Origin of the sequence: Natrinema marinum (assembly GCF_024296685.1) — an archaeon.
GTDB classification, from domain to species: domain Archaea; phylum Halobacteriota; class Halobacteria; order Halobacteriales; family Natrialbaceae; genus Natrinema; species Natrinema marinum.
Map to the genome: position 1 here is coordinate 1,106,324 of NZ_CP100763.1, position 24,309 is coordinate 1,130,632.

General features: G+C 66.4%; 8 protein-coding genes. 2 read left to right on the plus strand and 6 right to left on the minus strand.

Translation table 11 applies throughout. The features are described 5' to 3' along the window. Both NKH51_RS05535 and NKH51_RS05540 read left to right on the plus strand, forming a co-directional pair. Nucleotides 1-1,047, plus strand: coding sequence for a phytoene/squalene synthase family protein (locus NKH51_RS05535; RefSeq protein ID WP_254764249.1), 1,047 nt, complete (start codon nt 1-3; stop codon nt 1,045-1,047). A gap of 82 nt (nt 1,048-1,129) precedes the next feature. Then, nucleotides 1,130-1,552 carry a thiol-disulfide oxidoreductase DCC family protein gene (locus NKH51_RS05540; RefSeq protein WP_254764250.1) on the plus strand — a complete coding sequence of 141 codons (423 nt, stop codon included), beginning with the start codon at nt 1,130-1,132 and terminating at the stop codon, nt 1,550-1,552. 26 nt (nt 1,553-1,578) lie between these two features. On the opposite strand, the gene NKH51_RS05545 is transcribed toward NKH51_RS05540, so the two are convergent. From NKH51_RS05545 to NKH51_RS05570, 6 genes are all read right to left on the minus strand, one after another. Beyond that, on the minus strand, nt 1,579-2,883 hold the full coding sequence (locus NKH51_RS05545) for a hypothetical protein (protein WP_254764251.1): 1,305 nt from the start codon (nt 2,881-2,883) through the stop codon (nt 1,579-1,581). Nucleotides 2,884-2,942: 59 nt separating this feature from the next. Next, a complete protein-coding gene (locus NKH51_RS05550; RefSeq protein WP_254764252.1) occupies nt 2,943-3,797 on the minus strand; it encodes a 3-hydroxyacyl-CoA dehydrogenase family protein in 855 nt (284 codons plus the stop codon). Between the two features lie 334 nt (nt 3,798-4,131). Beyond that, the gene (locus tag NKH51_RS05555) at nt 4,132-6,303 is read right to left on the minus strand and encodes a lamin tail domain-containing protein (protein WP_254764253.1); all 2,172 of its coding nucleotides are present in this window, start codon (nt 6,301-6,303) and stop codon (nt 4,132-4,134) included. Continuing rightward, nucleotides 6,300-16,730 (minus strand): hypothetical protein, encoded by a 10,431-nt coding sequence (locus tag NKH51_RS05560; RefSeq protein ID WP_254764254.1) that lies wholly within the window; start codon nt 16,728-16,730, stop codon nt 6,300-6,302. The genes NKH51_RS05555 and NKH51_RS05560 overlap by 4 nt, the downstream gene beginning before the upstream one ends. Further along, nucleotides 16,727-20,527 (minus strand): hypothetical protein, encoded by a 3,801-nt coding sequence (locus tag NKH51_RS05565; RefSeq protein ID WP_254764255.1) that lies wholly within the window; start codon nt 20,525-20,527, stop codon nt 16,727-16,729. Before NKH51_RS05565 ends, NKH51_RS05560 begins: the two co-directional genes overlap by 4 nt. Beyond that, the gene (locus NKH51_RS05570) at nt 20,524-24,309 is read right to left on the minus strand and encodes a DUF6603 domain-containing protein (RefSeq protein WP_254764256.1); all 3,786 of its coding nucleotides are present in this window, start codon (nt 24,307-24,309) and stop codon (nt 20,524-20,526) included. Before NKH51_RS05570 ends, NKH51_RS05565 begins: the two co-directional genes overlap by 4 nt.

The window sequence follows — 24,309 nt, forward strand, 5'->3', positions numbered from 1 at the left end:
ATGACCACGGGCCAGCCCGAACCCCCCACCGACGCCGACCTCGAGTGGTGTTACGACGCGGTTCACGGCGTTTCGCGGACCTTTTCGATCACGATCGATCGGCTCGAAGAGCCGATGGCGAGACATATCTGTCTCGGCTACCTTCTCTGTAGAATTGCTGACACGATCGAAGACGCCGGACACATCCCGCCGGACGAACAGACCGAATTGCTCGAGGCGTACGACCGACTGCTCGACCCGGACGCGTCGGAATCCATCGAGGCGTTCATGAACGATGTCGAGCCCTGGATCCCCGAGGACCGAAACGAAGACTGGACGGTCGTCGCCGAGACGCCCCGCGTCCTGCGCACGTTCGAGTCGCTCGACGAAGAGCCCCGCGAGATCATGCGCGAACCCGTCCGCGAACTCGTCGACGGAATGGCGATGTTCACCAGCCGGTACGCCACCGAAGGCGGGCTGCGCCTCCAGACCATCGAGGAACTCGAGGAGTACTGCTGGTACGCCGCCGGCACCGTCGGGACGCTGATCACCGGTCTCGTCGCCCGGGGTACCTCCCAGAATCGGGCCGACGAGCTCCGGGAGAACGCCCGGTCGTTCGCTCTGCTCCTCCAGTTGGTCAACATCGCGAAAGACGTCGAGGACGACTACCACGAGGAGAACAACGTCTACCTCCCCGCCGAATGGCTCGCGGCGGAGGACGTCGACATCGAGTCCGTCACCGACGAAGCCCACCACGGCGGCGTCACCAACGTCATCAGACGAGTCACCGGCCGGGCGGAAAGCTATCTCGACGACGCCCAGCGCTACCTCGAGGTCGTGCCCGAACACCACGGCAACCGGCTCTCCGCGTGGGCGATCCCCTACCTGCTCGCGGTCGGCACCCTCCGGGAACTGCGCGAACGCCCCGAAGATGTCGTCCGCGAGGGCGATGTCAAGGTCTCCCGCGCGGAAGTGTACGCCCTCCTCCAGCAGTTCGAGGACGGCGTCCCGCGCTCCCGGCTCGACGAACTCCGGCGGGAGATGTCGAACCAGCCGCTCCATCAGTGAACGCTCGCGTGGCCACGGTGGCCCAGCGCGTCCGAACGACCGGAACGCTGAATTACGGCCGGTCCTAACCGTCGGCTAACAGATGAGCGACGCGATCTCGGGCGACGACCCGGTCATCCTCTTCGACGGCGTTTGCAACCTCTGTAACGGGTTCGTCCAGTTTCTCCTCCCGCGGGATACGGACGGTATCTTCCGCTTTGCTTCGCTCCAGTCCGAAGTCGGCAAAGAGTTGCTCGCCGACCACGGCCTCCCGACGGACAAACTCGAGTCGATCGTCCTGATCGAGGGCGACGACCACTACGTGAAGTCGGGTGCGGTCATCCGGATTGCGCAACTGCTTGGCGGCGTCTACGGCCTGCTCGGCCCGTTCCGGTACCTCCCGCGGGCGATCCGAGACCGCGCGTACGACTTCGTCGCCGCCCGGCGTTACCGCTGGTTCGGCAAGAAAGATCAGTGTGCGATGCCCCCCGCCGACGTGGACGTGAACGCGCGGTTTCTCGAGTAGCGGTCGCTGGGCGCGCGATTACGCCGTCACCTGTTCTCGAGCGCGAGTGTCCGTCCGAGCAGCGCGAGCGGATAGCCGAAGACAGCGACGACAGCGACCCACGGCAACAACAGGAGGCCGTACAGTACCGGACCGTACCAGAATACCGAGAGCGGAGCGACGGCTGTGAGCGCGGCGATCGGCGCGAGCGCGGCGACGGCGACGAGTGCGATCGGCACCCGCCCGCGTTCGGCGGCGTGGCCGATCGGCAGACAGAGTGCGGTGGCCAGTCCGAAACAGAGCGGGAACGCGTACACGGGAGGGCCAGCGAGCATGAGGGAGACCGCTGCGGCAGCGAGCGTCGCGACCGCCGATAGGCCGATCAGTCCGCGCGTCTCGAGTCGATCGCCGAACCGACGCGCCGTGCTTCCCAGTAGCGCGTAGCCGACCCCGAGCGCGGCCAGCGCGACAGCCCCCGGTGCGAGACCGGGAAGATTCGCGACCGCGCCAGCGATGAGGAAGCCGACCGCCCCGACGGAGCCGACGGCGACGATCAGTCGCTCGAGAGTCGGACCGTCGAATTGGGCACTGCCCCAGTCGGTCCGACCCATTCCGATTGCGACGAGTCCGAGCAGCATCCCGGGGACGACTCCACCGCGGACGCCGTGCTCGAGCGCCGTCGGACCGACCTCCCGGGCGATCGTCGCGTGGCCGCGCAGAGTGCCGAGAAGGCCGTCCTCGCCGTAGGTGACGTACACCGCTTCGTCGAAGTCGCGCTCGCTCGAGTCGGCGCCGCCGGTCGTCCACGTCGCGGCGTTCCCCGTGACGCTGGCGTCGGCCGGACGGTTCGTGACGACCGTCCCGTCGGGCGTGTGAATCGTTACTCGGCAGGCCTGCTGATCGTAATTCGTCGTCGGGCCTTTCTCGTGAAAGTAGTCGACGAGCCACGACTCGCCGAGACCTTGCCGTGCGACATCGTCGACGGTGTAGTTGACGACGACGGTCTCGTTCTCGAGCGTCGTCTCGACGGTTCGAACGTCGCCGTCGGCGACGTGATAGCGCGGCCACGCGCGGTCGACCGCGGCCTCGAGGGCCGACTCGTTGGTCCGGTACCGTTCGGCGGCCGAGACGTTGACGGGGACGCGTGCGTGCCACAGCGAGTCGCCGGTCTCGTCGACGTAGATATCGAGCGTGCCGGGGCCGTCCGCACCGGAGATGTTGACGGTTTCGACGCTGGACCCGCAGACGCCACAGACCGGTGCCGGGGGAGGGGCCGCGGCGATGGCGGTGACGGCGGCGAGCGCGACGAGGCTACAACAGAGGGCGAGGGCAGCGAGGCGGGCGAGTCGCATTATCTTCGCGAACGCATATCCGCGCCTAATAAATTATGGAGGACTGAAACGACTGGCGGCTATTCGTACTCGTAGAACCCCTCTCCCGTCTTCTTGCCGAGGTCGCCAGCCTCGACCTTCCGCTTGAGGAGGTAGGCGGGCTTGTAGCGGTCGCCCAGCTCCTCGTGGAGCGTCTCGGAGGCGTGCAGGCAGATGTCGAGCCCGATGTGGTCGGCCAGCGTCAGCGGCCCCATCGGCACGTTCGTGCCGAGTTCCATCCCCGCGTCGATGTCCTCCTTCGTAGCGACCCCTTCGTCGTAGGCGCGGATGCCCTCGTTGATCCAGGGCATCAGGATGCGGTTGGTGACGAAACCGGGCTTGTCGTCTGCCTCCCAGGTCGTCTTCTCTAAGTCCTCTGCGATATCGTGTGCCAGTTCCGTCGCCGCGTCGGTCGTCTTCTCGCCGACGACGACCTCGACGCCCTCCATGATCGGGACTGGGTTCATGAAGTGCAGCCCGATCACGCGCTCGGGGTGCTCGAGGTCGGCCGCGATCGAGGTGATCGAGAGCGTGCTCGTGTTCGTCGCGAGCAAGATATCCTCGTCACAGACTCGCTCTAAGTCCGCGAAGACCTCGCGTTTGATCTCGAGTTCCTCGAGTGCGGCCTCGACGACGAGGTCGCAATCCGCCAAATCGTCGAGGAGCGTCGTCCCTTCGATCCGGTCGCGGATCGTCCCGGGCTCCTCGGCGAGGCCGTCTCGATTCGCGAGGCGCGCGAGGCTGTCGTCGATGGTGTCGAACCCGTTCTCGACGAACTCCCGTTCGATGTCACGCATCACCACGTCGTAGCCGGCGGTCGCCGCGACCTGCGCGATGCCGCTGCCCATCGTTCCCGCGCCGACGACGCCGATCCGGTCGATTCGGTCGCGTACCATACGTGATGTACACCGAAGATCGGCGTAAGCCTAGTGGTAGCTCACCGATCGCGAAGTCGAAGACATTGATCGTGACCTCCGCGTGCCGGTCGACGGCGTAGAACGGCAGTCCAGGCCGGAACCGATACTCGTCAAATCCGACCGACACGAGCTAAACGCCACCAAGCTGTCTGATGGAGGCGCCCACCGGTTGTGCTCGAGCGGCTAATTCGTTCCCGGCCGTCTGTATGGCTAACCGCTGGTTGGCGTTGACTGTCCGCCGCGACCAAGGGGACTCGTCCGGACACAAAGTGGGCGACAGCAACTGACGATGGTCCCGCAGCCGGTCTGCGGTTCACTCGCCGTCTTCGAGCACGTCGAAGGCCAGTCCACTCGAGAGTTCGCTCTTGCCGATACCGGATTCACGGGTGCTCCAGAGGTGCGCTGCCCCGTCAGTCCACCGGGCAAACTGGTAGTGTCGAGTGACCTCGCGACCGCTCCGGGGCACCGCCGTCTCGTAGAGCAAGAGGTTGGTCTCTCCGGGTGGGAGCAGGTCAGTCGGCGGGTCGAGCACCTCTCCGCGAGGCCAGGGCAGGTGCTCGACGGGCACGCCAAGCGTGTTTGCGTCGAGGAGGACCGACCGCTCGAGACGATACGCATCATCGAGCCGGGCCATCGTGAACGGATACCAGTAGTCTGCGACATCCGTCGAGAGCCGGTACTCATCGATCTCCTCGGCTGGACTCGAGCGGAGCTGTCGAACGAGTACGTCGTCACCGTCGTAGACGGCGATCGACTCCGCCGTCTCGAGGGCGGGATCAGAGAGCGCGGCCTCGAGTGTTGCATCGGCGTCCGGTGGCGTCTCATCGGTCGGTGCGTTCCCGGTGTAGACGGTAAGCGTTCCGCCGGCGGGAATCGCGTGATCGCCAAACGAGATGAGCGTCGTTGTTTCGTCGTCACCTTCGGCGACGAGCCGAAGCCCGGAGAGATCGAGGCGATCCTCGCCGGGATTCGCCAGTCGGACGAACTCCTCGTCGGCAGTAGCTGCCGGAGCGACGGCATCGACGACGAGTTTCGGAACGCGGAACTCGGTTCGGTCGACAGGGCGGCCGACCGGTCCCTCGACGAGACGCTCGATCGCAAACACCGCGTTGGCGGTTTCGTCGCGACCGAAGACGACGCGTTCGACGGGATCGCTCGTCACCGACTCGGCGAGCGTCGGCGGCACGAACAGTCCGGCGTCGCCGTCGCCGAGGTCGTGCATGAATAGGTTCCAGTCGTCGTCGATCGCGGCTTCGGCCGTCTCGGTCACGCCAAAGGTGTCGGTCACCGTGAGCTCGGTCAGGCGCGAGAGCGTGCCGATCGGCGTCTCGAGTGACAGTTCGAACCAGTCGTTGCCGTACTGTGCGGCAAATTCCGTCAGCAAGAGCCGTGAGAGAGCCGCCCCGTCGCCGGCCAACTCGCCGAAGTTGACGTCTCCTTCCTCGAACTCCCACCAGCGCGCAGCTGGCATGCCGGGGAACGACACCTGCGTCGGGACGGCGCTCGTGGTTTCGCCGGCTGGCGCTTCGGTCGCCGTCTCGGACGGTTGCGTTGGATCGGCCTGTTGGTTCGCGCCGTCGGACGTCCCGTCGACAGTCGTGTTCGTTTCGAACCGATCGGTCGTCTTCGACGCTGTCGCAGCCGGTACCCGATCTTTGGCATCGAGCAACGCATCCGCCGCGGTCGAGGAGTCGGTTGCGGCGAGCGTCGCCTCGTCGTCCTCGGCTGTGGAGAACGCATACCACTCGAGGCTGCCGCCCTGATACTCCGGTGCCTCGAGGACGGTCTCGTTATCACCCGTCCCGGTCGAGACGGCAAAGCGGTATTCCAGCCGCGTCGGGTCCCACGCGGAACCGGTGTCAGTGTCGGGTTCGTCGTACAGCGATTCGTACCACTCCTGGTAGTCCGCGACGGCGTCGTCGAACGCCGCCGTCCGCGAGCCGCCGACCGGGAGCGGCGACTCGCCGTTCGCGAGAGCGTCGTAGATCGCACGGCCGTCGATTGCCCGATCCGTGAGCAGCTCGACGAAGCGCCGATCAGCGGTCTCCATCGGTTCGTCGGTCGGCGACAACAGGTAGTCTGGGAAATCAGCTGCCACCCAGGAGTTGCTACCGTTCGTGTAGCCGTGTGCGCGTAGCGTCCGCAGAAAGTGCGATCCGGCCTCGACGCGCGCTTCGACAGTCGGGTCGTCGTCGGTCATAACGCGCTCGCGCTCGACGAGCGCCTCGAGCGGGCCGCCATGGTAGTCGAACGGGCCGACCTCGCTGCGACCGCCGCCACGGAGGTCGACGCGCTCGAGGGCGTCCTCGGCGACCGTAACGTCGGCACGGATCGGCGACCCGGCGTCCTCGCCGGCGAACTCCTTGACCTGCCACTGGCGGCTGAGCAGCCAGAGCGGATCCCGAATTTCCGCACGAAGGCCGTCGCGCATGTCCTCGGCGCGTGGGCGAGGCTCGAGGCGCGTCCAGGTCGTTCGGTCAGTCATTGGGACGCACCTCCGTCGTTCGCGGCATCGAAGTCGCCGTCGAATCGCGTCTCGACCGATTGCAGATACTGTGTCGGCGACATCGGCATGGCGACCAGCCGTCGGTCGTACCACTCGAGCATCCCGAGGTCGACGGAGGGCGTGCGTCGGTCGCCATCGTGGGTGGGGAGATAGGTGCCAGGAAGCAGGTGCAACGCCTCGGGGACATCGCCGAGATCGACCGATCGGAGTTTGGCATACTCGAACGTCTCGGCGACGATGGACGCGAGCGCGCCGATAGACCAGTCGCCGTCTTCGGGCGGGACCGCGAGCAACACCGATTGTGGCGCGCGAGCGCCCGGATCGTCGTATCGGAGCGCGACGCCAGTGGTCTCCGTCTCGGCCGGGACCGACTCTACCCACTCGTCGACGAAGAGACCGGCGACGCGCCCGCCGAAGACGGATGGGTCGTCGTCGGCTCCGAACTGTGCGAGCAGCGAGAGTCGGCCGGGTTCGGGCACTTCGTCCGGGATGCCGACCCACTTCTCGCCGGGAACGTGGGGCAACTGTCCGACGGCGAGATCCGGCGCGAGGGTTCCGGTGAGCGTCTCGGCGTACGAGCGCGATTCGCGGAACTGGGCGGTGCGCTCGCGCACGCGAGCGGTTCGCTGTAACCATGTCTCCGCCGCGAGCGGATCGTCGCCGACGAGGTCGGAGTCGAACGTCGCAGTCAACTCGGCGCCGTGCTGGGGAACGAACGACGGAACGACGGTAAAGCCCTCGCCGAACAGCGCACGGAGCCGATCCGTCTGATCTTCGACGCGCTGGGGCACCGGCCGGGTCGAGAGTGCAGCCTCGAGTCGCGGATCCAGTGTACTGGCTTCACGGAGCCGATCACGAGCCCGGACGAACGCAGCACCCGCCTGCTCGACGAGCGCCGCCTCGTCGTCGGGTCGCCCGCCGTCAGGAGCGGCGGGCGTCGCCCCGTAGACGCCGTACTGTGCGAGGGAAGCGAGCGGGTCGCGCAGGCGTTCGAGCACCGCCTTTCGGAAGGCATAATCGGCGCGCGGAGCCGCCTCGAGCGTGAGTGCGGCCACGCGATTGCGTTCTGTCGCGAGCGTATCGACGAGGTCTGTCGTCGCGTCGGCGTGGGCCGTATCGAACGTGGCGGTCTCGGCAGCCACATCAGGCACTGCGGGCGTGCTCGCCTCGATTGCTGCAGCGAGCCCACGAAGCCCGGTCGCCAGGGCCTCCCGTGGACGCGTTCCGAGGGAGGCAAACGCCGTCTCGAGGCCCGGAATGGTCGAACAGCCGTCGGCGACCGTCCGGAGCCGGGTCGCAAGCGACGACGGACTCCGCTCGAGCGTGTCGCGGTCGTACAACCACGTCTCGAGATCCGCGAGCAGTTCGTGGGGCGCATCGACCACCGTATCGAGGCGCCGGATGACCCATGCGGGCGCAGTGACGAGCGCGTTCGCCGCGTTCGCCACCGCCGTCGCGTCGGAGCGGTCGGCGACTGCGAGTGCGCTTTCGGGGACGTAGCCCAGCGCCTCGACCGGTACGTCGGTGTTGAACGCGACCGGGTTCGACAGCGCGCGGGCGAGGCGCGCTCGGTAGGCCCACGCATCGGCCCGATCGACGTATCGGAACGACGCATCGGCGGGTGACGTCGCGCCGCCGGCCACGTCGAACAGCGTTGCGAGGCCGAGCTTCCGGAGCGCTGCTAGCGACGCTTCGGCGGCCGACGCAACGGCTGACGGACTGGCGTCGGCAAGGGCAAGCAGCGTGTCGACAGCGTCTCGTTCCGCGGCAGTGACCGCGGTCTCGTCGATGTCGATCGCATCGCGTTCGGTGGTCAGCGCGTTCCAGTCGGCGGTCTCGAGGGCCGCCTCGAGCGTGCCGGCAGCACCGCCATCGACCGACAACAGATCTTCGTAGTTATCGAGCCAGAGGAGGTCCTTCGCAGTCGAACACGATTCGCGGAGCGTCCGTTGTGGATCGGGTACCGTCGCGGTCGCGTCAGCGATGACCCGGCCACGTTCGGCGAAGTAGATCGTCTCGTCGACGAGTGCGACGAGCATGAACGGCGTCCCTGGCTCGAGGGCCGAGAAGTCGAGTTCGGCCTCGAACGAGCCCCGTTGGGTGGCCTGTGTCGTGGCGGTGACGACGAACGCGGTGTCGCCGTCGGTGCCGACGGCCCGCACCGCCACGGTTTCGTCGCTCCAGTCGCGGGCCTGCGGTCCGCTGGCGGGTTCGGCTCCTGCTTCAGTGTCGTCACCGGCACTCGAGGTCGCATCAACGACCGACCGAAGCGTCTCCCGGTCGAGTGGGAGGGCGTCTAACTGCTCGCTCGTCAGCGCGTCGGGGTCGACAGTCGATAGGGCATCGGCCGTCACGCCGCTTTCGCTCTCGGCACCGGCGTCGGTTGCGTCGTTCTCGTCGATCTCGAACTGTTCCGGCGCGACGGCGGAGATGTCGGTTGCGAGCGTTTCGATGGAAGCCGCCGCCAGCGGGTCCGAGTCGGACGGTGCGCCGCCGGTCGTGTCGTCGTCGGTCGTCTCGTCTTCGGGGTCCGGCACCTCGATCGTCTCGGTAAGCGTCCCCGACACGCGTTCTTGTGCCCCGTTGCCGACGAGCAAACTCTCGCGAGCGGCGTCGGGATCGGTCGGCCCTGCCGGGATGGCATCTCGGAGCGTCTCGAAGTCGGGGCGCGGGTTGGTTCCGTCAAGCGCGCCAGCGATCGACTCGAAGGCGGCGAATGGAACCTCGTCGGCGACCGCGGTCGCGGCCTCGTAGAGGGCGTCAGCCTGCTCAGTTACCGTCGGCGAGGCGACCTGTCCCGAGTCGATCGCGTCGATGGAACGTCCCGGCAGGATCGGGGTTTCGGGCACCTCGAGTCCGGAACCGATGCCGCTGCCGTCGGTCGTCGCCGGCTCGCGTGGATCGGTAACTCCAGCCAGCCCATCGCCACGGGTGTGCTCGGGGTCGAGAAGCGTCAGTCGCTCGTCGACGGCAGCGAGGAGGTCGTACAGGTCATCTTGTGCCGTCTCGGCGCGACCCACAAGCGCCGCCGCTGTCGTGTCGTCGTACCCCTCCCGGTTCGCGTCCGTCTCGTGGGGATGGGAGAGGTCTGCCGCCGTCGCCGGCCGAGTATCCTGAACGAGCGTCCGGAGACTTCGCGCGAGTTCGAGTAGTTCTGCGGCGGCCACCGCGCCATCGGTCGCAGTCTCGCGAAGCGCCACGTGGATGTCCGCATCGAGTGGCACCGCGGGATCAGTCGGTCGATCCCGGACCGCGTGATACGCGAGCCGAGACTCGAGTTCGGTCCGGGCCTCGTCGGCCTCCGCACCGAACAACTCGAGGACATCGAGCGGGCCGAGCGTGAGGGCATCGAGTGAGAGGGTGGTCGTTGCCTCTCGCATTGTCGGCGACGCTCGTTCCTCGCTCTCGGCGGTTTCGTCGGTCGCCGGCCATCGGTACTCGACGCGACATTCGACAGCCGCGAGGTCCGGAAGCTGGTCGTCGACCCATGCCGCAAGCGTCGGTTCGGCTGCCGATCGGGGCGGGGCGTCGGCAGCGATCGTCTCGGGCGATAGTACAACGAACTGGCGGTGGGTGACGCCGGTTGTCGAACGCGGCGTCTCGACCACGTCGGGGTCCGGGATCGGGGCACCTTTCGACAGCGCATCCAACGAGCCACCGGTGCGCTCGAAGTTCCCCTGTGCGAGCTGGTGAACGCTCTCTGCGGTCAGGAGGTCACCCGTTGCGTCGAGCGTGGTTGCGAGTTCAGAGACGACCTCATCGAGCGCGCTGTAGGCGTCGGACTCCGGCTGTGGGAACTCGTCGCGTCCGAACGGATACTCGTCCCACGACTCGAGCAGCCGAGAGCCATCTACGACATCGAACGTCGCCAGTTCGCGTCGAGCATCGTCTTTCCCGTCGGTTTGTCGTTCGTCGGATCGGTTCACCCTGTCGACGAGAGCGGGGAACTCGGCACGGAACGCGCCGATGTACTGCATCAGGTTCGGAGCGTCGTCGTCACCGGTCGTGACTTCGTGCAGCCGCCGTTCGAAGCGGTAGCCTAGCAGTTCACCAAGCGACTGGTCTCGACGCACGCCCCGTATCAGCCGCATGGCGTCGCGAACCCGATCGGCCGAGAGATCGGTCGCGAGAGGGCTCTCGTCGGCGTCCTCGTCCGCGCGGTAGCCGCTGCGAAGCAGCGCCGCCGTGGTCGCGTGAGCCTGCGAGGGTGCGTGGACGTACTCCGGCGTCTCGGTGTCGGGATCCGCCGAGAGATCTTCGACGAAGCCGTACGCGCCCACGTATATACCGGGATCGGCACGGACGTGCTCTGCGAGTGCGTCCGCATCGACACCGAGTCGTTCGACAGCAGACCCTTCGTCGAGAGAACGGGCGGCCGATCCGCCCGTCGTCGCGTCGTCGAGCACGTCGCTCGCGTCGAACGCCGGCCCGCCGGTTCCGACGCGGTCGACGCTCGTCCCAGTCGGCCTCGAGCGCCCGGTCGTGTCGGAATCGATCGCATCTGTACCGGAATCCATCGCCGACTCGTCGATCCCGTCCTCGGAGAAGGTAAACGACGTCGGTGCAAACGTCGGCTCGTCGCCCGAACCGTCCTGCGTCGTCGTGGTATCGTCCGTGGTCTCGGAGTTGTCGTCCACCTTGGGATCGTCGTCCGAATCGGACTCGTCGTCTCGTCCGCCGTCGGTTTCCCCGTCGACGGCAGCGGTCGTGAATCCTTCCGGTGTCGACATCGACGATAACAGCCCCGGATCGATGGTCGCGCGAGCGCCCTCGTCGCCTGCACCCTCGAGCCAGCTGTCGTGGCCCGTCGCGGCGTCAGGGTCGTAACTTCCCTGGGCCTCGCGGAGTTCGAACAGGCGCTTGGTCGCAAGCGAGGTCCACCAGGCATCGACACGGTGGTTCGTCAGGTCGAGCGTCTCCGAGAGCGCATCGGCGAGTTTCGACCGGTCGAGCGCGCCGAGATAGCGCAGACTGTCCGTGTACTCGCTGATACGCGGATCGATCGAGGTCGTCGACTGGTAGTTCGCGGCCGCTGCCGACAGGGCGTCGCCGTACGTGTCCGTCGGGTCCACGTTGGGGTGACCCACCAGCGAGTCGGGGACCGGCTCGCGCAGCGTCTCGAGGAGGCCCACGTCGCTCGAGCCGTAGTAGGCCGGTTCGGGACCGACCATCGGCGGATCGCCATATGCTTGGCCAAGCCGGAGACGGCCGTGAAGATACTCGTGCTGGAGCCCGAACTGGAAGAGCACGCGCGCAAGCGAGCGAAGCGCACCGGAGTCACCGTGTTCGGCCTGTAGCCGAGCGAGAAGGATGAGCTTCCGTTTCCCGTCCGTGTCTGCTTCGTCACCGGAGACTGCCTCGCCGTCCAACAGCGTGTCGACAAATCGAACCGCGTCGTCCGCATCCTCGATACCGGTGACGATCCGCCGGCGCTGCTCGTCCGTCTCGAGGCCGCTCCACGTCTCCGGCTCGACATCGAGGACCGTCGGATCGATCGGGAGCCGATCGGGGTCTTCGACTGTACCGAGGTGGGCGACATCGGTGATGGGCAGGTCGAGCAGCGCGCGGACGAACCGCCCGAGATCAGTGTCTACGAGATCGTGGCGTTCGACTGGCTCGGTGCCGCTCTGGCCCCGGATGTGTTCGTACAGCACGGGCAACCAGGGATCCTCACCGAGTTGGAAGAGGCGATCGTGCACCATCGAGAGCGTGAGCGGGACGAGATGTGCAGCCCGCGAATCGAGATCGCTCAGCCCGAGGTCGGCGAGCAGGTCGGCAACGGCGGTTCGGTGTTGCTCCCCAAAGTACGCATCCGTGGCGACCCCGACCGCATCATCCGTGTGCTCGTCCTCGGCTGAATAGACGCTCGTCGTTCGGAAATCACTCGACAGTCCTTCCCTCGAGAGCGCGTCGAACAGCTCCGCTTCGGTCGTCTCGCCTGCAAACGGGAGGTCGGCCGCGGCGGCCGACCACAGCGATCGGAATCCCGAGAGGTATCGTCCGATGCGGTGGTCGAGGCGGTCGTCGATCGCCTGTGGGCGCTGGATGACGAACCCATCGAGCCCGCCGTCTGTCGTGCCGGTCCCGTCGCTATCGCGGTCGTCGCCGTCGGAAGAATCAGGACCACTCCGCATGCCCGGCGGTGGCGTCTTGGCTGTCACCCGCGGCAGCGCCGGATCGAAGCTGAACGAATAGAGGTCTCGCTCGGCTTGCTCCGGATCCTCGAGGACCGGCGCGGCGTACCGCAGTCCCTCGAGCACGGCGGAGCCGACATCGTTAGCCGTCGCGTCGCCGGTCACGATGTCCGCTGCGAGGTCGTCCACGTCGACGCCTGCTACCTCGAGTTCGATCATCGAGAAGCCGGCTCCGGCGAGCGTGTCGGGGTCGAGCCCGGCGTCGAGCAGTCGGTCGGCACTGACGCCGGCTTCCTTGAGGTCGGTCGGGTCGGCGCCGGCCGTCGCGAGCGTTTCGGGACCGACATCGGCGGCACGAAGCGCACCGACATCGACGCCACACTCGACCAGCCGCGACGGCGGGACGCCGGCGTCGAGCAGTTCGCCGGCAGTGTAGCCCGCCTCGAGCAGGACCGCCGCATCGTAGCTCGCATCGAGTAACTGCTGGGGCGAGTAGCCGAGGCCGTGTAACTGCTCTGGGGTGTATCCCGCCGCCGCGAGGTCGGCGACCGAACGGCCGACATCTCGGACTGTCTCCGGATCGAGCCCCGCAGCCGAGAGTTCGGCGGGCGAGAAGCCGCCGTTTACCAGTTCCTCGGCTGCGTATCCGGCCTCGAGCAGTTCGCCTGCGGTGTAGCCTGCCGTCCGCAACGATCCCGCGGCCTTGCCGACGCCATGGAGTTCGCTCGCGGCCACACCGAGGTCGCGGAGTTCGCTCGGTCGAACGCCACCTTGGGCCACGTCCATCGCGCTGAAGCCAAACTGGAGCAGCGACTGCGCGGTGTAGCCCGCTCGCACCAACTCGTCTGCAGGCACGTTCAGCCCCGCCACGTCGGCGACGGCGACGCCCGCACGCGCGAGTTGGGCAGGCGTTGCACCCGCATCGACGAGGTCTTCGAATCGGCTCTCGGCGTGGAGCGCGACGTCGACGACGTCCATGCCCGCGTCGACGAGTTTCTTCGGTGCGATTCCCGCCTCGACCAGTAGGTCCGGTGTGACCCCCGCGATCCGAAGCGTCTCGATGTCGATGTCACCGGTGAGCAACGCGGTGGGTTTCAAGCCCGCCTCGAGCAAGTCACTCGCCACGTGTGCCACCTTCGCCATTTGCTCGGGGAGGAGCCCGGATTCCGCGAGCGTCTCCGGCGTGAGGCCGGCCGCGATGAGGTCGTCCGCGTCCACCTCACCCGACATCAGCGCCTCGACCGTAACTCCGGCCTCGGACAGCGACTCGCCGGTGAGCCCCGCCTGCTGTAGTTCCGCCGGAAGCAACGCGTCGGCGAGTGCGTCAGTCGTGACGCCGATCGCCTCGAGGTCGCTCGCGGAGACCTCGCCGTCGAGGAGTTGCTTCGCCGTCACGTCTGCCTCAGCGACCGCCCGCGGGCTGACACCGGCTTCCCGGAGTTCAGTGGGCAGAGCCGCTTGGGCAACTGCGGCGGGCGTGATGCCTGCCTCCTCGAGTTGGGCCTCGGTGGCCCGTCCGCTGGCGAGCGTCGCGGGCGTTAGCCCTGCTCGCTCGAGGCTTGCTGGTAGCACCCCCGCCTGCTCGAGGGTATCGTGAGTGAGTTTCGTCCGATCGATCGGTGACACGCCGCGACTGAGGAAGGCGTCCGGCGGCGCACCGGCTTCGAGCAACTCGGCCGGAGCCGCCCCGTCGGCGACGAGCTGTCGGGGCTTCACACCGGCTTCGAGCAGGTCGTCCGGTGTCGCGCCGGCAGACAGCAAGTGTTTGGGGCGGACGCCGCTCCCGACGAGCGACTCGAGTGGCGTGCCGCGCAGTTCGGCGTCTGCGATCGTCATCTCGCCGGTGACGATACCCTCGACGATGTCCTGCTCGACGATCGTCACGTCGAGATCGGTCTCGATCGCCCGCGCGGGGAGCACGCCGTAGGGCTGTTTGCCGACCCGAAGCGTCGGAAACGGTCCGCGGCCACGTACGTACCGCACGAAGTGGCGGCGACAGGCGTCGAGCCACAGCAGCGGCTCGTCGAGTTCGGAAACGCGTTCGCCGGGCGCCACGGGCTCTGTCTGCGTCCCCTGGACGCTCTCGTTTCCGAGCCAGCGGTTCCCTACGAAGATGTGGGTCAGGGAGTATCCAAGTGTCGCCGGCCAAAGCGCCGAGTTCGCGTGGCGAGCGTTGCGCTGTTCTGTCCGATCTGCACCCTCGACGTTGGCAAACACGTGTCGCTCGCCGTCGTCGGGATCGATCGACAGCGCACGGGCCAGTAAGTCACCGTCGCTACGATCGCCGGACTCGACAAGTGCGGGCGCACACGCTACGTCTACGCTCGTTGCCGGCTCATCACTCCGCGTGTACCCCGACGCGCCGTCGAAGTTGTTCGTCGGTGTCCCCTGTTCGAGAAAGGCCAGTCCATCCGTATAGTGGTGGGCATCGAGGAGCTCTTCGAGCGCCGCTGCGCTCTCGGCTGCGTCCATCGATGCCTTCGCACCGACGACGGTCACCCGGTCGAATCCGCGGGACGGATCGAACCCGGACAGCGCCTCGAGATCGAGACGAAGGCCCATCCCGACGCGTTCGGCCTCGCGAAAGTCCACCATCCACTCCGTTCCCGGCGGCGCAGGGGTGTCCTCGTCGGCCTCGACGTGGTCTTCGCCGACGGCTTCGGGACTCGGCCCCGTCGGAAGCGGATCACGAATTGGATCGCCCGCGATCGCGATTCGGTGGTCCTCACCGGCGTCGTCTTCCCACGACGCGACAACGACAAATCGGTCGGGTAACAGTTCTGCCGTCGGCGGTTTCGTCCAAGACTCCGGCCGTCGCGCTACGTCGGGGAACGTGACTTCGGGTACTGCAGTCGGCAACTGCTGCCGGCCGAACCGGCCGATACCGGCCGCTTCCTCGAGTGCCTCCTGTGCCGTCCGTTCGTCGAGCGTGGTTCCGGAGACCGCCTCCGCAACGGCGCCCGTGTCGATGACATCCTCGTTTGGGACGCCCTCGTCGACGTACGACGAGAGATCGATGGTTCCGTCCTCTGCGAGCGGAGAGAAATCGACGCCGGCGGCATCCGAGAGCGCCGACGCATCGACGGTCGTGTCGCTGGCGGTGCTCGCGGGACCGACTGTGTCGTCGGTCGCTGCCGAGTCGCCGTCGACCGTGTCCTCCTCACCCTCGTCGCCTCCGTCGGTCGCGATTGGGGAGTCGAACAGTCCCAGAACGCCCGTCGGTGGCTTCGTCAGGAGGTCCTGTGCGAGGTCGTCGTCCTTCGGAGACAGCGCGTGGACGATGTAGGAGCCGCGTTCGCGGCCGAATCGCTCGACGAGTTGGCGCCAGGCGCGCTCTTTGAGTTCGTCGTAGCGGCGGGCGTGGTTGCGCGAGAACTTCCGGGGTTCGTCGCTGTCGTCGCCAGCGAGTGCCGGATCGAGGCTCGAGACGTGTTCGCGCAGGCGTTGTGATGGCAGCCGCTCGGTGAGGTACGGGCCGTCGGGATCGAGGTTGACCGCTGACGGATCTGGATGGCGTGCATACCACACCGTCGCCCAGAAGTTCTCCCCCCACGTGACCTCCTCGTCGGTCAGTTCCGGCTCGTGGGAGTTCATGTGAAGCTGGTCGGGGAACACTCGAACCAGCAACTGATCCGGCACGTCGTCGGTGTCGAACGCCGAATCCACGAATCGTGTCTCGAGCCGAACCGGCAGAAGGGCAACGGGCTGTTCGTCCAGCCGCGACAGCGGGTCCGTATCCCCACTCTCGTCGTACGCACGTGCGAGTGCGTCCTGCAGTCGATCCACCTGTGCCTGTCGGGAGGCCGTGGCCGCCTCGACGACGAGACCGAATAGCCTCGTGGCCATCGTCACGTCGTCGGAACTCGCCGAGTTCGCACCGTCGCCGTTCGGGTCCACGACGGCAGCCATCGCAGCCGTGACCGCACTCCAGTCACCACCGTCGACGTACGACGACAGCGACGTGGCGAGCGTGTCGACTGGGGTGCTCACCGCGTGGTCGCTGCGGAATCGCGTGATTACGTCGCGGTCACCCTCGAGTACCGGCGCGGTCACGAACGAAAGCGCGCGACGGCGATCGTCATCCGGGCCGCCAAAGCGCTCGAGTGCGTCGGTGACCGACGCGACATCCGCGCTCGTGACTGCGCCACGCGTGATGCGATCCGACAGCGACGAGAGTGCGGCGTGGACCGATCGGGCAGCCGCGTGGCGCTCGGTGACTTCGTGGTAAGCCGTCCGTGCCGCTCGGACCTCGGTCCAGGGATCAGCGCTCATCGGCTCACCCCTTCGCTGTCCGGGTCGATATCAACGCGTGGCAGCTCGCCGTCACCGCCGCTCGTCGCCAGCCCCTCGACTGCCGTCTCGAGGCCGGGACCGACGCCCGGTTGCAGTTGATCGACGACGGTCGTCCCGCCGGCGCGGCTGCCCTCGGGCAGCATGTCGTCGGCGTGGATGCTCACGCGAACCGGTCGCTGCCAGGTGATTCGGGCCATGTGAGCGGCATTTCTCCCCCAGTTGGCCGCGTCGTTCGCTCCGTAGACGTCCTCATCGTGGGATCCGGGATTCGTCGCGTCGAGGCCGTTCACCCACGTCGTCTCCGGTTCGATCGCCCAGTCGCCTGCACCCGGTGGCGAGCCGTCGACGTCGACATGCGTCACCGTCGCGGGTTTCGTTCCGTCCGAGACGAGGTGCCACCACGAGAGCGCACCCCAGCCGTGTTCGAAATCGTCGTTTTGCTCTGCCGTCGCTCGCGCGACCGTCTCGGTCGTTCGGCCACCGCTGGACGACGCGTGCGTCACGCCGGCTGGGACCGCCCGATCCTCGTTCGAGCCCACGTCGAGGCCGAACCGCGTTTCGGCGGGCGGCTCTTGGAGACAGAAAAACCAGCCCTCGTCCGGGTGGTCGTCGGGCCCTTCGTCGGCTTTCTCGCCGGTCTCGTGGTAGGGAGCGTACAGCGCCTCTTCGACGGTCAAGTCGAATCCGAAGAACGTGATGTCGGAGCCGAGCGTACCGCGGAAGACCGGGAATTTCACGTCCTCGTCCCCGTCGTCACGGGTGACATGGGTGTTCGGAAGCGCGGGAACGCGGTCGGCCTCGCTCCCGTCTTCGGGATCGTCGGCGACGGCTTTCGCCGCGAACACGTCCGTGTTCGGATAGCGCCGGAGGAGTTCGCCTTTTACGAGTAACACGACGGTCGCGCCAGTCCCCTCCGGACTGTTCACACCCAGTTCGTTTTCGTCCCACGTGTGGATCTGCGTGATGTCGTCGTAGGCGTCTGTCTCGCCAGATTCGAACGCCGTCTTCGCCTCCGGATCGCCACGCCGGTCCCAGAACCGCCGGAAGTACGTCCCCTTCCGGTCGGTTGGATACTTCCGCCAGCGGAGTTCTCGTGCCATCTCGTGATTCGCACCGACCATGAACGCCTCGACAAACTCGGGGTTCGTCTCGAGGACGCCGACCGTGTTCTTCGGGATCTGGCCCGCACCTGGCAGGAAACACTCCTGATTCATGGCAGCGAGTCGTGTGGATAGCGGCCGATCGAACAGCGGTGCAGCAAGCACTTCCTCGACCGGATCGTCGCGACCGAGCAGCGGAAGACGCAACCGCGACCCGAGATGTTCTGCGAGGGCTGGAACGGGCTCGAGTTCGTCCATCACCGTGGTCCGAAGCGAATCGAAGTCGACGGCCTCGAGTGACCGGTCGTCGGGCGCGACGAGCATGTCGGTCGCCGTCTCGATATCGAGTGCCGTCCCGTCGGCGTCCGCGGACATGGCGTGCATGGATGTCGACGTCGCTGCTGGCAGTCTCGACGGCTGCTCTACCGTCGACCGCAGGCGCGAAACGACACCGAGCATCGCGTCGATGGCCGCGGTCGCCTGCTCGAGGCGCTGCTCGACTGCCGGCGGCTCGTACGTGCCCGAGCGAACTGCCGTCGTCGCCTCGCCGACGTTGCGCTCTACGCGTCGACTCTCGCGGTGGAGGTCACGCATCGCCAGTTGCCGCTCGGCCGCCTCGAGCGGGACGTCATCACCGCGCTCGCCGGTCGCGACGAACTTCGCGAGGGCTCGCGAGAGCGGCTCGAACGTGTTCGCCGAGATAGCGACGACGCGCTCGTCGACCGTCGGCGGCCGCGAGAGCAGTCGGTCGATGGCGTCGGCGTCGTCACGACCGACCGCAGTCGCGAGTGCAGTCACGTCCGCTTCCGCGGACAGACAGTGTGACTCGAGACTCGAGAGTGCAGTCCGGACGCGATCGGTTCCAGGGGCCGGCGGTTGCATCGGGCGATTTCCGACGGCGTTGGCCGAAAACGGTGTCTGTGCCCCTTCAGCCGGTCCGTCGGCGTCGGTCGGGGAGAACGCGCCGGGAACCGCCGAATCGTCACCCATCCCCTCGTCGAGCGCTGTCCCGTCCTCGATCATCGACGGTTGCCCGCCTGCGCTCGTCGGTGAGCCAGCGAGATCGGCGTCGGCGCTGGTAGTTGGGGTCGTCGAGTCGAACGCGAGACCGTTGCCGAGCGTCGGCAACGCGTTCGACTCGACGGCCGATGCGAGCGTTCCGTGATCGAGCGAGACCCCGGACCGACGGGCGAGTGGTCCGGTCGAGCGCAGGGTTCGCTGAAATGCCGTGGAGGCGACCGACTCGGAGACATCGCTCTTCGCGAGCGTCCCGAACACCGTTTGTGCTTCGGCTTCGTCGAACAGCGTCGCACGGACCGGCGCGGTCATGCCGAGCAGTCGCGTCGTCGTGTACGACGACAGCTTCTCGTGGACCGGTTCGAGGACGGCGCTCGCAAGTTTGGCTCGTCGAAGCAGGCGATTTGCCTCACGAACGTCGCCGAACTGGTCCCACGCGCTGCTCATCAGCGCGTCCTGATTCTCCTGGACGACGAGCGTCCCAAAGCCCGCCGCGAGGCGATGGCGTGGATCGACGTTCAACTCGTTGAACCACGTCGGATAGTAGTACCGCTCCGGATCGTAACGCTCGGGTTCGGCCTCGAGGTTCGGGATGCCGGCGTGCCACTGGCCGTACAGCGGCGGACCGAGGGCACCGAAGTCGGTTTCCTCGAGGACGGTGCCGGGACTGTTCAACAGGTCGCGGAGGGCATCCACCATCGCGCCATCGTACGGGTCCGGCTCGGCCCCGACCGATCGAAGCGCCCCGCCCATGCCGACGGTTCCGGTCTGGGTCGACTCCTCGTAGGCCAGTTTCAGCTCCTCCGGCCCGGGATTGCTCACGTCGACCGTTCGGTAGCCGACGTTCGGACCGAGCTGTCGGGGTTCGAGCTCGCGCGCCAGCGACTCGAAGTCACCCGCAGCAGAGGTCGTAAACTGCCAGGAGAAGTACACTGGCAGCCGGATGGACGCGTCACCCTCCCACGCGAGCGACACCGACGACCGCCCGTCTGGATACGGGTCGAGACCGAGTCCGGCGCGCCGACCCGGCTCGTAGGTGGGCACGACACAGGCCCGATACCGCGTGTTTGCTGCGAGGTTGATCGGACAGACGAGCCGCGACAGCGTCTTCGTCGATCGACTCTCGAGTTCGGCGCTCTCGGTGGTGGTTTCGCCGAGAAGCTGTGCGTGCGCCCACGCCCACGATTCCGTGGGATCGGGCAGCATCGTCGCTGGTGCCTGAAGAACCGGACACGGCCCGGTTCCGGCTGGTTTGTACGATACCGACCCGTCGTCGATCGGCACGCAGACCAGACAGAGCCACGGACGATTGCGGCCCGCATCGTCTGCCGTCGTCGGGCTGAACAGCCACGGCAGGTCGGGGCGGTCGAATTCGACGAGCGGGAAGTAGTTGGGCGGAAACTCCGTCGTGTCGGGTTCGGGCTCCGTCCGGACGATTTGACGATGGTCGACGTTCGTGATATCTCCTGGCCCGTACAGTCGGAGATCCATCGACGCCTGTCGAGTGTCTGTCCCCGCCTCCCCCGTACCACTGATATCGAGCGTTACGGACGTCTTTCCCGCATTCGAGACGCTCGTCGCGTCTGCGGAAAAGGCTGCGTCCGGTCGGTACCCCTGTCTGACCGATGGGTAGAACGTGACTTCCGTATTCTGACTCATAGATACACCTCTGGACCGCGGTCGGTGCCACAGGGAGCAGTCTCGACATCCCTGTGCGTGTCTTCATCCGCGAGGTCTTCGCCGCCGTCAGCGACCGCAGTCTCGGCAGCGACACTGGCAGTTCGGGCCTTGTACGATTCGACAACTTGGAACGCACCCGCCGCGCCAGGGTCGTCTTCGACGCGTTTCGTGAGCGCTCGTTGTGCTTCGGATTTGTTCACCTCGCCGTCGACGATGCCCGCCTCGGACATGTCGTCGGCGCGAACGACGGTGTACGTCGGCTCCGAGACGGACACCGACTCCGAGAGTTCGTCCTCGCTGGGGGACGACGCGGTGCCCGTCGCGAACTCTTTTGCGAGGCCGCCCGTCTCGGAGACGAGTTGGCGTAAGCCGTCGTCAGACAGCCGGAATCGGTTCGTTCCCGCAGTCCGAAGGTCGCCGTTCGCCACGGCACCGACGTTCGAAAGCGCGTCGGCGACCGCCGGCGACAGACCAGACAGATGATCGAGTCCCTGGCTCCGGAACTTGCCCAGGTCCTGCAGCGGCGTTCCCCAGTTTCCCCTCGGTCGGTCGACGACGGTACACTCGTAGCCGAGTTCGGTCGAGACGACGTTGGCGGCTCGCTGCCCCCGGCTGCGATAGCCGGGATAGAGTCCGGGATGGCGCATCTCACGACCCGCCCGCATGGACTCGAACGCTGGGCTCTCCATCTTCTGTGAATCGGTCAACTCGAGGTACTGCGCCGGGGCGAACTGCTCGAAGAGATCATCCGAAAGGTCGACGTCGCCACCGACTGCTTCGATCGCGAACTTCGTGTACCCCGTCGGACTCGCGTTGCCGAACTTCTCGATTTCGCGCTCCAGCGGTGTGACGGTCTGTCGGACGCCGATAGTCCCGGTTGGGTGTGCGAGCACCGTGTCCTCGTCGTCGTCCGTCTCGCGGAACGTCGCGATTGCGTCGCCGTCTGCTGGCAACTGGGCCGTCCAGTTGCCGGGCGTTTCGAGTTCGGCCAGCAGTTTCGGGAAAAGACGTGCCCGTGGGAGTTTCTCGCGGTTTTTCGAGGAACCGATGGTGACGTTGATATCGACCGTAATATCGAAACAGAGAATCTCGATGTGGAGCGTTCCCGTCACGCGGAACGGCGACGGCCCGGAGAGCGTCCCGTCGAGTTTGAGCGTCAGTCCCTTGCCCTTGATCGTCACCGCGAGTTTCGCGAGGAAATCGACGATAAACTTGAAGGGGTCGAACTGAATCAGCGCGTCGAACGTGAATTTGCCCTCGACTTTCGCGGGACCCGCCTCGGCGAGAAAGTGCAGTCCGGCACCGGCCTGCACGGTGTTCGAGGTCAGCGCGAAGTAGCCCGCAAACTCGAGTTTCGGATTCCCGCCGGGGACGCCCATACTCGCTTTCACCCGATCGAGTTGTGGGAAGTCGTCGGGCGGATCGAACCGCGGGTTGAACCCACCGACAGCGAGGACGAACCGGGGATTCTCGCCCCAGCGAGAGCGCATCGCCATGTCGCCGGAGATCGTCCACTGAACCACCCGCGAGTCATACAGGCTCGCGTCGATCGACGCCCGCTTGTTCGGCGGGTCGAGCACCCCCGAGACGCCCATATTCAACGCGATGAGCGCCAGATCTTCGTCCGGCAGGTTCGTGTGCAACGCCCCCAACAGGACGAACTTTCCGGTAGGCAACTCGAGGACGAGCCCCAAGTCGGCCGAAACGAGCGTCGGCGTCCCCCAGCCGAGTTTCGCCATCGGACCGAACACGTGTTTGCCGGCCGTCGGTGGGAAGATACTGCGCAGATCGGAGATAATCCGCTGGGCGTTGGCGACCGGGTTCGTCGGGAACAACACGGAGTCCAGATTTCCGCTCCGCACTGCCGTTCCAAGCGGCTTCGCTTTCACCGAGCGGTTGATCCCGAGCAGGCCGCCGACACCCTCGAGTGTGAAGCCGAAGCCGAGTTGGACGGCGTCGAACTCGCCGGCGATGAGAATCAGCAGCGAAAAGCCGTCCCGACCGTTGGGGAGCTGCGTCGTCAGCAACCCGATCGCGTTGATCGAGAGGCTCCCGGCCTGAAGCTGCAAGACGCCGGCGTAGCGGTCGTTCTCGTAGTCGAACTCGAGGTAGCCACCGCCGGTGACGACGCCGCCATCGATCGACAGTCCGATCCCCTCTGGCGGTTTGAATCCGAGGTCGACATCGACGACCCCGAGGTTCCCGTCCTGATTTTCGGGGAAGGCAACGTCCGCCGAGACGCCCATTCGCTTGATCGTCCCCACGAGCGGACCGAGTTCGATCTCGCCCGTCGCGGCCCCGGCCAGCGAGAGCGACGCGTCGTCGCTGCCACCCTCGTCTTCACCGCCGGGCTGAAGCGTCGCGAGGTAGATCTCGCGCATCGACACTGGTCCCAGATCGACGCTCTGTGGGATCGACGCCTCGAGGGTGCCGCCGCGTTCGAAGTAGAGGCCGTCTGTCGACGACCAGCCGACGGTGACGTCGAAGTTGTAGAACAGCCCGTCGTTTGGGAGGACTTTCTTGAGGAACCCGTCGAAGTCCGACGGACTGACGCCGATTTCGCCTTCGGCGGGGAGTTCGACCGCGAGCGAGAAGTCGTCGTCATAGTCGAACGAGGTCTTCCCTGCGATCGATCCCAGTGCGAGTCGCGAGCCCCCGGCGGTCCCGAGCAAGGGGGTAAACTCCCCGTCCTCGGTCGTGCCATCGTAGGTGAGCGATGCCTCGCCGTGGACCTCGGCAGGAAGGTCACCCGCATCGGGGTCGAGCGGGCGGAAATCGACCGCCGTGCCGTCGCCCTCCTTCGGCGGTCTGACCACCAGCCCCCAGTCGGTCCGCTCGACGGAGAACTCCGAGCTGAACGTCCAGTCGTCGCCGAGATCCAGTTCCGTACTGCCCTCGAACGCGTCGAAGGGTGTGTAGGGGACCAGCGCGACGCCGGGATAGTGGTCGGGGGTCTCCGGGACGGGAACGACCTTGAAACCGTACTCTCCGTTGGGGCCGGCTACCACCGGAACCGCCAGCTGGCTCGGGAGGTCACGTTCCGCGAGCGGCCCGGACGAATTACTGTCCGACGAGTCCTCGCCGGCGATCAGATCCGCTTGCTCTTTCGTGAACGGATCTTCGATCCGCGGAAAGAGCCCGAACGTCCGAAAGAGCCAGTAGAGGTACGACATCGTAAGCGACGCTCGAAAGTCCGACGTCCCCCACTGCAACGCTGCGGCAACAGCCGCGCCGGGATCCTGTACCAGCTTCGGAATGTTTTGTGGGACGAACTGTCCGATTTCGCCGTCGGACTCGACGTCCTCGATGACAATGACGTTCCCCATCCGAAGGAGCCGGTAGCCGGATTGCTGATAGGTCTGGAGATACCTGACAAACAGGTAATCGAGTAGTTTCGTTCCGAGTCCCGGAACGTCGACATCCTCGAGATCCTCGAGCTCGGGGAGTTCGATGTCGTCGAGCCCCTGAATCGTGTCGAAGACGTCTTTGATTTCCTCGGGCGACGGAAGCGATTCGTTCTGAATGGATTCCTGGACGGTCTGGTACACAGATGCAACGTCGCTGACCACCTCCTCGATCGTCTCGTAAGCCTGTGTGACCCCCTCGAGTGGCACGTCGGCCTGGATCAACAGGGAGATGATGCCGGCTGGTCCCTCCTCGACTGCGGCTTCGACCGGCTCGAAGACGCGTGACAGTTCTCGAATCAGTACGTCTTCCGTGCCAGCACCGCCATCAGTCGATTGGGATTCATCATCAGCCAT